Annotated in this window: 10 protein-coding genes; 6 read left to right on the top strand and 4 right to left on the bottom strand. The window is 74.3% G+C overall.

All coding sequences use genetic code 11. From position 1 onward, the window contains the following. Nucleotides 1-129 precede the first annotated feature (129 nt). From AB0E62_RS11135 to AB0E62_RS11145, 3 genes are all read left to right on the top strand, one after another. The gene (locus AB0E62_RS11135; protein ID WP_362191028.1) at nucleotides 130-714 is read left to right on the top strand and encodes an SAV_6107 family HEPN domain-containing protein; all 585 of its coding nucleotides are present in this window, start codon (nucleotides 130-132) and stop codon (nucleotides 712-714) included. 809 nt (nucleotides 715-1,523) lie between these two features. Further along, nucleotides 1,524-2,294 (top strand): methyltransferase, encoded by a 771-nt coding sequence (locus AB0E62_RS11140; RefSeq protein ID WP_362191030.1) that lies wholly within the window; start codon nucleotides 1,524-1,526, stop codon nucleotides 2,292-2,294. 303 nt (nucleotides 2,295-2,597) lie between these two features. Next, complete coding sequence (locus tag AB0E62_RS11145) at nucleotides 2,598-2,981, top strand: DUF3040 domain-containing protein (protein ID WP_362191032.1); 384 nt, start codon at nucleotides 2,598-2,600, stop codon at nucleotides 2,979-2,981. 71 nt (nucleotides 2,982-3,052) lie between these two features. Here AB0E62_RS11145 and AB0E62_RS11150 read toward each other — a convergent pair whose 3' ends face one another. From AB0E62_RS11150 to AB0E62_RS11165, 4 genes are all read right to left on the bottom strand, one after another. Then, a complete protein-coding gene (locus AB0E62_RS11150) occupies nucleotides 3,053-5,434 on the bottom strand; it encodes a DUF3488 and transglutaminase-like domain-containing protein (protein ID WP_362191034.1) in 2,382 nt (793 codons plus the stop codon). Continuing rightward, complete coding sequence (locus tag AB0E62_RS11155; RefSeq protein ID WP_362191036.1) at nucleotides 5,431-6,792, bottom strand: DUF58 domain-containing protein; 1,362 nt, start codon at nucleotides 6,790-6,792, stop codon at nucleotides 5,431-5,433. Before AB0E62_RS11155 ends, AB0E62_RS11150 begins: the two co-directional genes overlap by 4 nt. After that, nucleotides 6,792-7,808, bottom strand: coding sequence for a MoxR family ATPase (locus tag AB0E62_RS11160; protein WP_362191038.1), 1,017 nt, complete (start codon nucleotides 7,806-7,808; stop codon nucleotides 6,792-6,794). Before AB0E62_RS11160 ends, AB0E62_RS11155 begins: the two co-directional genes overlap by 1 nt. A gap of 318 nt (nucleotides 7,809-8,126) precedes the next feature. Then, a complete protein-coding gene (locus tag AB0E62_RS11165) occupies nucleotides 8,127-8,738 on the bottom strand; it encodes a carbonic anhydrase (RefSeq protein ID WP_362191040.1) in 612 nt (203 codons plus the stop codon). Nucleotides 8,739-9,026: 288 nt separating this feature from the next. Between AB0E62_RS11165 and rsmH the strand changes: the two genes are divergently transcribed. The 3 genes from rsmH to AB0E62_RS11180 all read left to right on the top strand — a co-directional run bounded on the left by rsmH (nucleotide 9,027) and on the right by AB0E62_RS11180 (nucleotide 12,745). Beyond that, the gene (gene rsmH, locus AB0E62_RS11170; protein ID WP_362191042.1) at nucleotides 9,027-9,983 is read left to right on the top strand and encodes a 16S rRNA (cytosine(1402)-N(4))-methyltransferase RsmH; all 957 of its coding nucleotides are present in this window, start codon (nucleotides 9,027-9,029) and stop codon (nucleotides 9,981-9,983) included. Between the two features lie 64 nt (nucleotides 9,984-10,047). After that, on the top strand, nucleotides 10,048-10,575 hold the full coding sequence (locus AB0E62_RS11175; RefSeq protein ID WP_362191044.1) for a septum formation initiator family protein: 528 nt from the start codon (nucleotides 10,048-10,050) through the stop codon (nucleotides 10,573-10,575). 205 nt (nucleotides 10,576-10,780) lie between these two features. Next, nucleotides 10,781-12,745 carry a penicillin-binding protein 2 gene (locus AB0E62_RS11180; protein ID WP_362191046.1) on the top strand — a complete coding sequence of 655 codons (1,965 nt, stop codon included), beginning with the start codon at nucleotides 10,781-10,783 and terminating at the stop codon, nucleotides 12,743-12,745. Nucleotides 12,746-12,788: the final 43 nt, after the last annotated feature.

Here is a 12,788-nt window from a genome sequence, read left to right on the forward strand (position 1 = left end):
GCGCCCGTGCCTTTCGCCGTGCTGCCTCCGCCGCGGGAAATGCCCAGCTCAGAACGGATTGTCAGTGGCACACCTCACGATGGGTACCTACGGCATACGTGCCGTCACCCAGACGACAGGAGGATCGTCATGGCCCACTCGTCCGCGGCCGCCGCCCGCCGGCGCCGCGCCACCGGCCCTGCCCCCTCACTGACCGGCCCCGCGAGCGACGTGCACCCCGTGCTCCGCCGGGCCACCGCCCCGCCCGCCGCGCTCGACCTGCTCGCCCAGGCCCGGGCCGGACTGGAGGAGGCCGCGCTCCTGGAGACCCCGAACGAGCGCTACGCGACGGCCCACCTCGCCGCCCTGCGCACCGCCGCCGCGGTGCTCGCCGCCCGCGGCCGGCCCGAGACCTCCGCGCGCCGCCGGGCCCGCATCCGCAGCGCCTGGGAGGTGCTGCCCGAGATCGCCCCGGAGCTGACCGAGTGGAGCGCGCTGTTCGCCTCCGGCGCCGCGCGCCGCGCCCGAGCCGAGGCGGGCATCCGGGGCGCGGCCGGCCGCCGGGACGCCGACGACCTGATACGCGACGTGGCGATGTTCCTGCGCATCGTCGAGCGGCTGCTCGCCCTCCAGCCGGTCCTGCCCCGGCCCCGCGAGGACACCGACGCACCGAAGCCGGACGGCCCGGCCCCCGGCACTCCGCGCCCGCACGGCCCGCTCCCGGACACGGGCTGACCACACCTGTGCCTCCACCGTGCCCCGGCCGGCCTGCCTGCTGCCCGTCCGCGCCGGGTTGCCGTCGGCCCTGAGGCACCGCACCGGGCCACCATCGGTCACGGCCTGCCGGGTGGCCACCGGTCACGATCCACCGGCCCGGCCGCCGGTCGCCGCACCAGACCAGTCGCCGGTCACGACGCACCGGAGCCGGACGGCCCGGCGCCCGGCACCCCGCGCCCGCACGGCCCGCTCCCGGACACGGGCTGACCACCCCCGGCCTCCACCGTGCCCCGCGACCACGGGCGCCTGCCGACCTGCCTGCTGCCCGTCCGCGCGGGGTTGCCGTCGGCCCTGAGGCACCGCACCGGGCCACCATCGGTCACGGCCTGCCGGGTGGCCACCGGTCACGATCCGCCGGCCCGGCCGCCGGTCGCCGCACCAGACCGGTCGCCGGTCACCGACGCACCGGAAGTGCCGGACGGCCCGGCGCCCGGCACTCCGCGCCCGCACGGCCCGCTCCCGGACACGGGCTGACCACCCCCGGCCTCCACCGTGCCCCGCGACCACGGGCGCCTGCCGGCCTGCCTGCTGCCCGTCCGCGCGGGGTTGCCGTCGGTCCTGAGGCACCGCACCGGGCCATCATCGGTCACGGCCTGCCGGGTGGCCACCGGTCACGATCCACCGGACCGGCCGCCGGTCGACGCACCAGACCGGTCGCCGGTCACGACGCACCGGGGCGGTCGCCGACGCGATGACCTGCTGTGGCGCCGGAGGCAATAGGGTGGAGTCGCCTGAAGTCCTTCAGCACCGCCGAGGAGTCAACTGCCGTGTCGGACCCGTCGCGCCCCCGCGCCTCCCTGCGTACCGCCGTGGTCTGGGACGTCCTGCAAGACGCCCTCGACCGCCGGGTCAAGGCCACGGGCCGGGACTCGCTGGACGTCCTCGACACCGGGGGCGGCAGCGGGAACTTCGCCGTGCCCGTCGCCCGTCTCGGCCACCGCGTCACCGTGGTCGACCCGAGCCCCAACGCCCTGTTCGCCCTGGAGCGCCGCGCCGCCGAGGCCGGCGTCGCCGACCGGGTCCGGGGCGTGCAGGGCGACGCGCACGGCCTGTTCGACGTGGTCGAGCGCGGCGGCTACGACGCCGTCCTGTGCCACGGCGTCCTGGAGTACGTGGACGACCCGGCCGAGGGCGTCCGCAACGCGGTCGCCGCGCTGCGCCCCGAGGGCGTCCTCAGCCTGCTCGCCGCCGGCCTCGGCGGCGCCGTCCTCGCCCGCGCCCTCGCCGGTCACTTCACCGAGGCCCACCAGGCGCTCCAGGACCCCGACGGCCGCTGGGGCAGCGGCGACCCCATGCCCCGCCGGTTCACCGCCGAGCAGCTCACCGCGCTGGTCGAGGGCGCCGGCCTGCGGATCGGCGCGGTGCACGGCGTGCGGGTCTTCGCCGACCTGGTGCCCGGCGTCCTGGTGGACACCGCGCCCGGTGCCGTGGACGCGCTGCTGAGGCTGGAGGCCGCGGCGGCCGAACTGCCCGCGTTCCACTCCGTCGCCACCCAGCTCCATGTGCTCGGTGAGATTCCGGGTGCCGCCGCGAGCTGAGCGCCACGGGGGCCTTACGTGCCCTGAGTGCACCATCGGGAACAGCCGCTGATCAGCGCCTCGGCCGCGGATGGAGTACACCACAGGCCCCCCGATCGAGCGGTTTGCGCCGTATGATCGAGGTACACCGCTCGGCATGACGAGTCGGCTGCCGGGGAATGGAAGCCTCAGCGAGCCGGACGGCCATGACGGAATCCGGTTGGCCAATTGGCGTAGAGGGGCGGGTTTCACGGGGGCGATTCCCTGCCTATCCTGAAGGGACCCCCCGGGTCGCCCCGGCGACTGCACGATGAGGAGGACTCCGTGCCGCTCTCGGAGCACGAGCAGCGCATGCTCGAGCAGATGGAGCGAGCGTTGTACGCCGAAGATCCCAAGTTCGCGTCAGCGCTTGAGGGAAACGGGCTGCGGACGTACACCCGGCGGCGGGTCTACCAGGCGGTCGTCGGTTTTCTCATCGGTATCGCGCTCCTCATGACCGGAATGGTCATGCAACTGATCTGGGTCAGCGTGGTGGGTTTCCTCGTCATGCTGGGCTGCGCCGTACTGGCCGTCACCGGCTGGCGCAAGACCCCGAAACCGGGCGAGCAGCCACCGGGCATCGCGCGCCGGCCGGTACGGCCCAGACGCTCCATGATGGACCGGATCGAGCAGCGCTGGCAGCGCCGCCGCGACGAACAGGGCCACTGACCCGCGGACACACGTGAGGGGCGGCCACCGGAAGGTGGCCGCCCCTCACGCGTGCGGTGCCTCCCGCGCGCTCAGCTCTCCTGGCCGGAGGGGCGCCGCAGCGCCGGCCGGGCGGCGGCGGCCCGGGCCCGCAGCGCGGACCAGCGGGCCGACACCGCCCACCACGCCCGGACCGACGAACGGGGCAGGAACAGCGCCCGCAGCCGGGTCCCGGTGCTCACCACGGCGCGCAGCCCCTCGACCGCCCGGCGCACGTCCCCGGCCGCTCCCGCCGCCGGGCGCGGCCGGGGTGCGTACAGCACCTGTTCCACCGCGTCCGCCACCCGGTGCACCGCGGCCCCGGCCGCCGGATCCAGCCGTCCGAGCCGGACGATCCGGTCGGCGGCCTTGCGCGGGGTGAGCGACCCGTCCGGCGGTATGCCGTGGTCCCAGGCGCTGTCCGTCAGCTCCTGCCAGGCGGCCAGGGTGTGCGCCGCCGAGCCCTGCGCGGTCCGGGCGTGCCCGCCCAGCCGCAGCGCGCGCATCCGCCGCCGCCACAGCAGGGGCGACAGCGGCACCGCCAGGACCAGCAGCGCGCCCGCCCCGGCCGCCGGCCACACCCACCAGTCCGTGTCGGCGTGGTCGTAGTGCGGGACCGCCGCGGCGGACGGGCTGTCACAGGACCGGATCCGGCGCAGCCCGCCGGCGCAGCCCTCGCTCGGCGAGGCCGCCGCCGAGGGCGCCGAGGACGCGCGCCGGGGCGGCAGCGCCTCCTCGGGCAGCGAGCTGCCGGGGGTGTCCGACTGGGTGTACGAGGGCGTGGTGCCCCGGGTCGGGGTCGGCTCGAAGCGGGTCCAGCCCACGCCCTCGAAGTACAGCTCGGGCCAGGCGTGCGCGTCCCGCTGGCTCACCGCCACCGTGCCGTCGGCCTGCGGGGTGCCCGGCGCGAAGCCCACCGCGACCCGGGCCGGGATGCCGAGGGTGCGGGCCATCGCCGCCATCGCGAAGGAGAAGTGGACGCAGAAGCCCTGTTTCTTCTCCAGGAAGTTCGCGAGGGCGTGGGGGCCCTGGCCGACCTCCACCTGGGTGTCGTACTGGAAGCCGCCCGTGACGGCGAAGTAGTCCTGGAGCTTGACGGCCTCCTCGTAGTGACTGCTCGTGCCCTCGGTGATCTCCTTGGCGGTACGGGCCACCACCGGCGGCAGCGACGACGGCACCTTCGTGTACTCGTCCCACAGGGCCGCCGGCGGCCGGGGCGCGGCGGCCAGCTGCTTCGCGGTCGGCTCCACGTCCAGGCTCGTGACCTCGTAGGTCTCGCCCCGGGTGGTCTGGCCGTGGTCGCCGACCAGGGTCATCCCGACCGGCTCGTACCGCCACCGGCCGCTGAGCCGCACCCGGCTCGGCGGATAGGGCATCGGCAGCCAGTCCTGGGCGTAGGTGTCCGCCGCGGTGACCGTCGTCCGTATCGTGCCGCGCCGGACGTCGTCGCCCAGGCCGGCCGGCGTGGGCAGCCGGTCCGGCACGTCGGTGACATGACGCTGGGCCGGCTTCCAGGTGGTGCCGTCGAACTCGTCCAGGGAGACGATGCGCAGATACAGATCGGAGAGGTCGTTGGTGCTGGTCCGCAGGGACAGCACCTGGCGGTCGTCGTTCGTGTTCAGGTTGTCGCGCAGCGCCACCAGCGGGTTGACCGCCGAGATCGTGCTCCCGTCGCCGCCCGCCCCCATGCCGGCGCGGGCGTCGTCCAGCAGGCCGCCGTCCAGCGAGGGCAGGGCCAGCGGCACGACCAGGGCCACACCGAGCGCGACCGCGCCGATCCGGCGGCCGGTGCGCAGCGGCGTCGCCTCACCCGCCCGCGGGGCACCCGGCGCCCGGGGCGCGCCGCCGAAGACCCGGCCCCACTGGGCGAGCCGGTCCCGGCCCTCGGCGAGCAGCAGCATCAGATAACCGGCCGCCGCCACCAGGAACCACAGCCAGTCGGCGCCGCCGTCGGACAGCCCCGCGGCCACCGAGTACAACGCGAGCAGCGGCAGCCCGGCCGGGGCCGCGCTGCGGAAGGTCACCGCGAGCGTGTCCACCAGCAGCCCGATCAGCAGGACACCGCCGATCAGCATCAGCCGGATGCCGTCGGTGAGCGGCGCCGGTATCGCGTACCGGCTGATGTCGTCCGTGCCCTGCCGGAGCAGCTCGGCGACGTAGCGGACGGTGTCCGGGCCCGGGATCAGCCCGGCGATCGCGTGCTGCCGGGCGCACATCAGGGTCAGCAGCACCAGGGTGACCACCAGCTGGGCGACCAGGGTCAGCGCCCGGCCGAGCGGGACCCGCCGGGCCGCCGCGCCCACCCCGGTCTGCACGGCCACCAGCGGCACCAGTTGCAGCAGCCAGGTCGGCTTGGCGACCAGCGGCAGCAGCGCGCAGGACGCCATCAGCGTGGCCGCCGCCGCGCACAGCGCCAGTCGTGCCCGTCCGCTCATCCCCGTGCCTCCCCGCTCAGCGGCACCAGGCCCGAGCGCTCCCGGTCCGCCTGCCGCCACAGCTCCTCCACCGAGGCGCCGCGCGGCACGCTCAGCGCCGTCCAGCCCGCCTCGCGCAGCAGTCGCAGCCGCTCCTCGTGCCGGTCACCGGCCCGGGGCACATCGGTCGCCTCCCGGGTCCAGACGCCGGGGTCCAGCACGAAGGCGACGGCGCCGCCGCCGCGCCGGTTCATCCTGGCGACCGTGGCGGCCTGCTCCTCGTCCAGGTCGCCGAGGAAGGCGACCAGCAGCCCCTCGTTCCCGGTGCGCAGCACGTCGTAGGCGCGGGACAGGCCGGTGCCCTCGGAGTAGTCGATCACCGCGAGGGTGTCCAGGATCAGGCCGGCCGTCTCCGCCGTCTCCTGGCCGGTGCCCGCGAAGCCGTCGCCGCTCTCGCCGGGCACCGTGCCGCCGCCGTCGGTCAGCAGCCGTACCGAGAAGCCCCGTTCCAGCAGGTGCGCCAGCACTGAGGCGGCGCCGGAGACGGCCCACTCGAAGGCCGAATCCGGGCCCGCGCCCTCGTAGGCGCCGCCGCGGGTGTCCAGCAGCACCGTGCACCGGGAACGGCGGGGCTGCTCCTCGCGGCGCACCATCAGCTCGCCGTGGCGCGCGGTGGAGCGCCAGTGCACGCGGCGCAGGTCGTCGCCGTAGCGGTAGCCGCGCGGGATCACGTCGTCCTCGCCCGCGAGGGCCGGCGAGCGCTGCCGCCCCTCGCCGTACCCCTGTGCCTCCCCGGCGAAGCGGACCGGGGTCAGCGGGGTCACGCGCGGGATGACGGTCAGGGTGTCCTGTGTCGCGAAGGAGCGGGTCAGCTCGCACATGCCGAAGGGGTCCGTCAGCCGGAGCTGGAGCGGGCCCAGCGGATAGCGGCCGCGCAGATCGGAGCGGACCCGGTAGGACACCTCGCGGTGGCCGCCCGGCTCCATCCGGTCCAGCACGAACCGGGGGCGCGGGCCGAGGACGTAGGGCACCCGGTCCTGGAGCATCAGCAGGCCGGTGGGCAGCCGGGAGACGTTGTCCATGCGCAGGTGCACCCGGGCCTCGCCGCCGGCCGGCACCCGCGCGGGCGCGAGCAGGCGGCTCCCGGCCACCCGGTGACGCGTGCGGTACAGCACGGTGGCGCAGATCAGGGGCAGCACGGCGAGCAGCAGGCCGACCCGCAGCAGATCGTCCTGACCCAGTACGAACGCGCAGATCGCGGCGGCGATCCCGGCCGCGAGGAAGGAACGGCCCCGGGTGGTCAGCCCCGACAGGGCCGTGCGGACACCGCCCGGCTGCCCGCCTTCGGGCTCGGCCGGACCGGCCCCCCCGGGGCTCATCACAGACTCCGCGGGGGCTGCTGCGGATAGGCCGGGACGGTCCGCCCGAGATCACCGGTGCCGGCCGGCCGGCCGGGGGCCTGGGGCACCGGGGTGCGCTGGAGGATCTCCAGCACCACCTGCTCGGCCGTGCGGCGGTTGAGCTGGGCCTGCGCGGTGGGCAGCAGGCGGTGGGCGAGGACGGCGACGGCGAGCGACTGCACGTCGTCCGGCAGTGCGTACTCCCGGCCGGCCAGGGCGGCGGTGGCCTTGGCGGCGCGCAGCAGGTGCAGCGTCGCACGCGGGGAGGCGCCGAGTCTGAGGTCGGGATGGGTGCGGGTGGCGGCGACCAGTTCGACCGCGTACCGCCGGACCGGCTCGGCGACGTGCACGTCGCGCACCGCCTCGACCAGCTTCACGATCTCGTGCGCGTGCGCCACCGGCTGGAGGTCCTCCAGGGGACTGACCCCGCCGTGCACGTCGAGCATCCGCAGCTCGGCCTCCACGCTCGGATAGCCGACGGAGACGCGGGCCATGAAACGGTCGCGCTGGGCCTCGGGCAGCGGATAGGTGCCCTCCATCTCCACCGGGTTCTGGGTGGCCACCACCATGAAGGGGCTGGGCAGTTCGTATGTCTGCCCGTCGATGGTGACCTGCCGCTCCTCCATGGACTCCAGCAGCGCGGACTGGGTCTTGGGCGAGGCGCGGTTGATCTCGTCGCCGATCACGATCTGCGCGAAGATGGCGCCCGGCTTGAACTCGAAGTCCCGGCGCTGCTGGTCCCAGATCGACACGCCCGTGATGTCCGAGGGCAGCAGGTCGGGAGTGAACTGGATGCGCCGCACCGAGCAGTCGATGGACCGCGCCAGCGCCTTGGCGAGCATCGTCTTGCCCACCCCGGGGACGTCCTCGATCAGCAGATGGCCCTCGGCGAGCAGCACGGTCAGCGCGAGCCGTACGACCTCGGGCTTGCCCTCGATCACGCTCTCCACCGAACCGCGCACCCGCTCGACGGTGGCGGTCACATCTTCTCCCACCCTCGAATACGCCCCGGCGGGGGGACCCCCATGGCTCGCAGGATCCTCATAGGTCGTCACCCGGCCCTCCTCGGCCCGTTCTCCGCCGGGCCGACGCTGTCACTGCGCAACCGGCCCACCCCCAGACACGGGCACCACGCGGGAAAGGTTCCGCATGGTGCCACCCCCGCATTCTCCCTGCCGTTACCGATTCGTGTCACCGCCTGTGGACAACTGCCCCCGGCGCGGCCGGTCATACGACTTGTCCGACCGCGCTTTCGGGCTTTTCGGCACGCCGGGCGGGACGCGTTCCGGGGCGGCCGGCCGGTACGTGCCGGGTCAGGCCGGGTCGATCTCGCGCAGCAGGCCGGTGCGCACGTCGAAGACGAAGCCGCGCACGTCGTCGGTGTGCAGCAGGAAGGGCGAGGTGCGCACCCGCTGCATGGACTGGCGCACGTCCTGGTCCACGTCCCGGAAGGACTCCACCGCCCAGGCCGGCCGCTGGCCGATCTCCATCTCCAGTTCGGACCGGAAGTCCTCGGTCAGGGACTCCAGGCCGCAGTTGGTGTGGTGGATCAGCACGACGCTGCGGGTGCCGAGCTTGCGCTGGCTGATGGTCAGGGACCGGATCACGTCGTCGGTGACCACACCGCCCGCGTTGCGGATGGTGTGACAGTCGCCGAGCTCCAGGCCGAGGGCCCGGTGCAGGTCGAGCCGGGCGTCCATGCAGGCGACCACGGCGACGTGCAGAACGGGGCTGGCGTCCATGCCCGGATCCGTGAAGGCCTCGGCGTAGCGCCGGTTGGCCGCGACGAGGCGGTCGGTCACCTTGCCGCCGTCCTTTATGGCGCCTTCGGATCCAGTGTGTGCTGCTGCGGAAGTCGTCATACCGACGACGTTACTGGTCACCCGGCGTTCCGGCCTGCTGTGAGAGGGGACAAAGAACGCCATCGTGGCTTGTTGTGAGCGAACCCACAGACGGGGCGGAGGTGGCCCGAACGGGTGGACCGGCGCCGATCCGGGTTCCCGCCGCGGCACCGTGCGCGACGCGCAGGCCGGTTGATTGACCCGGGCACGGCGTGGACTAAAGTGACGCGAAAGCGGGAGACGAGTCTCTCCCCGCTGGTGAGACCCCCGGAGACCCCGGCACCGTCCGGACCGTCTCCCCGCGCGCGCGGCGCGTACGTACGGCTCGGGGGACCGACGGTGCGTACGGCCCGCCGGAACTGAGAGGCCCCCTTGAGCCAGAGTCGACACGTCCCGGTGATGCTCCAGCGGTGCCTGGATCTGCTGGCGCCCGCCCTGGAGCGCCCCGGAGCGGTGGTCGTCGACTGCACCCTGGGCCTCGGCGGGCACAGCGAGGCGCTGCTGACCCGGTTCCCCGGCGCGCGGCTGATCGGCCTGGACCGGGACACGGAAGCGCTGCGGCTGTCCGGTGAGCGGCTCGCACCCTTCGGCGACCGCGCCACCCTGGTGCACGCCGTGTACGACGAGCTGCCCGGCGTCCTCGGCCGGCTCGGCATCGCGCGCGTGCAGGGCGTGCTGTTCGACCTCGGGGTCTCCTCCATGCAGCTCGACGAGGCCGGCCGCGGCTTCGCCTACGCGCAGGACGCGCCGCTGGACATGCGCATGGACCAGACGACCGGCATCAGCGCCGCCGAGGTCCTCAACACCTACCCGCCCGGCGAACTCGTGCGCATCCTGCGCGCGTACGGCGAGGAGAAGCAGGCCAAGCGGATCGTCGCCGCGATCGTGCGGGAGCGGGACAAGGAGCCGTTCAGCAACAGCGCGCGGCTCGTGGAACTCATCCGGGACGCCCTGCCGCAGGCCGCCAAGCGCACCGGCGGCAACCCCGCCAAGCGCACCTTCCAGGCGCTGCGCATCGAGGTCAACGGCGAGCTGTCCGTGCTGGAACGGGCGGTCCCGGCGGCCGTGAAGGCCCTCGACGTCGGCGGGCGCATCGCCGTGCTGTCGTACCACTCGCTCGAAGACCGGCTCGTCAAGCACGTGTTCGCGGCCGGAGCGGCCTCCACCGCGCCGCCCGGGCTGCCGGTCGTGCCGGAGCGGTACCAGCCGCGGCTCAAGCTGCTCACCCGTGGTGCCGAACTTCCCACCGAGGAGGAGATCGCCGAGAACCGCCGGGCGGCACCGGCCAGACTGCGGGGTGCCGAGCGCATCAGGGAGGACGTGGAGTGAGCGAGACGGGTCGGAGGGTCTCCTTCGCGCACCGGGGGAGCGGCATCCCCGTACCGGGGGAGCGGTGAGCAGGAAACCCGAGCTGAAGGGGAGGGCGGCGCGACTGGCCCGGCTCCTCCCGGCCGGCCGAGCCCAGGCGGCCCGCACCCCGTTCGTGCTCCTCGTCGTCCTGCTGCTCGGCGGCGGTCTCATCGGGCTGCTGGTGCTGAACTCCGCGCTCAGCGAGGGCTCGTTCAAACTCGCCGATCTGCAGAAGCGGACGAAGACGCTCACCGACGAGGAGCAGGCCCTCCAGCGGGACATCGACGCCTACTCGGCCCCCGACGCCCTCCAGCGGCGCGCCCGCGAACTCGGCATGGTCCCCGGCGGCGACCCCGCCTTCCTCGCCCCCGACGGCACCGTCAAGGGCGTCCCCAGCCCGGCACCCGAACCCGCGGCCCTCCTCGCCCCCGGCACCACGTCCCTCTCCGGCCCGGCCGCCGCCCCCGGGACCCTCCTCCCGCCCGGCACCCCGGCCCCCACCACCCCGCCGCCCGCCCCCGCGTCCCCGGTCGTCCCCCCGTCCGTGTCCACTCCGATTCCCGGCAGGTGACGGAAGTGTCCGACAGGCAACCGCCGCGCCGTCGCGTGCCCGGACCCGCGTGTGCGCTCCGCTCGGGCCGGGAGGGCCGTGGTGGCGTGTTCCGGGGGTGTGTCCGGCCGTTGCCGTGCGTGGTGCGGCGCTGCCCGGTCCGGCGTTCCGCGTCCGCGGTCGTCCCCCCGTCCGTGTCCATCCCGATTCCCGGCAGGTGACGGAAGTGTCCGACAGGCAACCGCCGCGCCGTCGCGTGCCCGGACCCGCCAAGCCGCCGCGGCCCAGGGGGGCCGTACGGCGGCAGCCCGGGCCCGGGGCGCGGCCGGTGCGCCGGCCCGGCGGGGCCCGGCCCATGCCGCCCGCCCCGCTCCGGCTCGGCAGCCCCCGGCCCCGGCTGCGCCTGGTCGGCCTCGCCCTGACGCTGGTGCTGCTCGTCTTCGTCGTGCGGCTGCTCCAGGTCCAGGCCGTCGACGCGAGCGCGTACGCGGCGCGGGCCGAGCAGAACCGGTACGTGGTGCACACCCTGGCCGCCGAGCGCGGCGAGATCACCGACCGCAACGGCGTCGCCCTCGCCGTCAGCGAGGACGCGTACGACATCACGGCCGACCCGACCATGTTCGGCGCCAAGCAGCTGAAGATCACCGACGGGCCGGAGCGGGCCGCCGCGCTGCTCGCCCCGATCCTCGGCCAGGACGAGGCCGCGCTCGTCAAGAAGCTGCGGCCCGCGAACCGGAACTCCCGCTACACCCGCCTGGCCGCCCGGCAGACCCCGCAGGTGTGGAAGCAGATCAAGGACCTGAAGACGGCGCTCGCCAACAAGGCCGGCACCGACCACACCACCGTCAACGTGCTGGCCGGCGTCTTCGCGGACCCCAGCAGCCAGCGTGTGTACCCCAACGGCGACCTGGCCGCCGGGATACTGGGCTGGGTCAACGCCGACGGCAAGGGCGGCGGCGGTGTGGAGCAGCAGCTCGACAAGCAGCTCACCGGCAAGGACGGCAAGGTCCGCTACGCCCAGGCCGGCGGGCGCGAGGTGCCCACGGTCGGGTCGACGGAGACGCCCGCCGTGCCCGGCGCCGACGTCGAGCTGACCATCGACCGCGACATCCAGTGGGCCGCGCAGAACGCCATCTCCGAGCAGGTGGCGAAGTCGAAGGCGGACCGCGGTTACGTCATCGTCCAGGACACCCGCACCGGCCAGATCCTCGCCATGGCCAACTCGCCCGGCTTCGACCCCAACGACCTGGCGAAGGCCGACGGCGACGCCATGGGCAACGCCGCCCTCCAGGACGCCTACGAGCCCGGCTCCACCGCCAAGGTGATGTCGATGGCGGCCGTGCTGGAGCGGAACGCGGCCACCCCGCTCACCCATGTCGTCGTACCCAACCGGCTGCACCGCGGCGACCGGCTGTTCCAGGACGACGTCGACCACCGCACCTGGTACCTCACGCTCAACGGCGTGCTCGCCAGGTCCAGCAACATCGGCACCATCCTGGCCACCGGCGAACTCGCCAGGAGCCAGTCCGAGGCCAACAAGATCCTCTACTCGTACCTGCGCAAGTTCGGCATCGGCGGTTACACCGGCCTCGGCTTCCCCGGCGAGACCCCCGGCATCCTCGCGCCGCCGCAGAAGTGGTCCACCTCGCAGCAGTACACGATCCCTTTCGGCCAGGGCTTCTCCATCAACGCCATGCAGGCCGCCTCCGTGTACTCGACCATCGCCAACGGCGGGGTCCGCGTCGAGCCCACCCTGGTGCGCGGCACCAAGGGCGCCGACGGGCGGTTCGTCCCGGCGCCGCAGCCCAAGAAGACGCGGGTGGTCAGCGAGAAGACCGCCAAGAGCGTCGCGCAGATGCTGGAGTCCGTGGTCGACGACGAGCAGGGCACGGGCATCAAGGCCCGCATCCCCGGGTACCGGGTGGCGGGCAAGACCGGCACGGCCAACCGAGTGGATCCGGCCACCGGCCGCTACCGCGGCTACACCTCGTCGTTCGCCGGTTTCGCCCCCGCCGACAAGCCGCGGATCACCGTCTACTGCGCCATCCAGAACGCCACGTCCGGCAACTATTTCGGCGGCCAGATCTGCGGTCCCATCTACAAGCAGGTGATGGAGTTCGCCCTGAAGACCCTCCAGGTCCCCCCCACCGGGGCGAGGCCCGCCAGCCTGCCCGTCGAGTACAAGCCCTGATCAGCACCCCACTGGTCAGCACGGAAACACCAGGAACGAACCC

It is taken from the genome of Streptomyces sp. NPDC038707 (assembly GCF_040636485.1).
In the GTDB taxonomy this organism is placed as follows: Bacteria; Actinomycetota; Actinomycetes; order Streptomycetales; family Streptomycetaceae; genus Streptomyces.

Excerpts from the sequence above, each read along its gene's own strand:
- AB0E62_RS11135 (WP_362191028.1), top strand. The coding sequence starts at position 130 with ATGGCCCACTCGTCCGCGGCCGCCGCCCGCCGGCGCCGCGCCACCGGC.
- AB0E62_RS11150 (WP_362191034.1), bottom strand. The coding sequence starts at position 5,434 with ATGAGCGGACGGGCACGACTGGCGCTGTGCGCGGCGGCGGCCACGCTG.
- AB0E62_RS11155 (WP_362191036.1), bottom strand. The coding sequence starts at position 6,792 with ATGAGCCCCGGGGGGGCCGGTCCGGCCGAGCCCGAAGGCGGGCAGCCG.
- AB0E62_RS11165 (WP_362191040.1), bottom strand. The coding sequence starts at position 8,738 with ATGGCGTTCTTTGTCCCCTCTCACAGCAGGCCGGAACGCCGGGTGACC.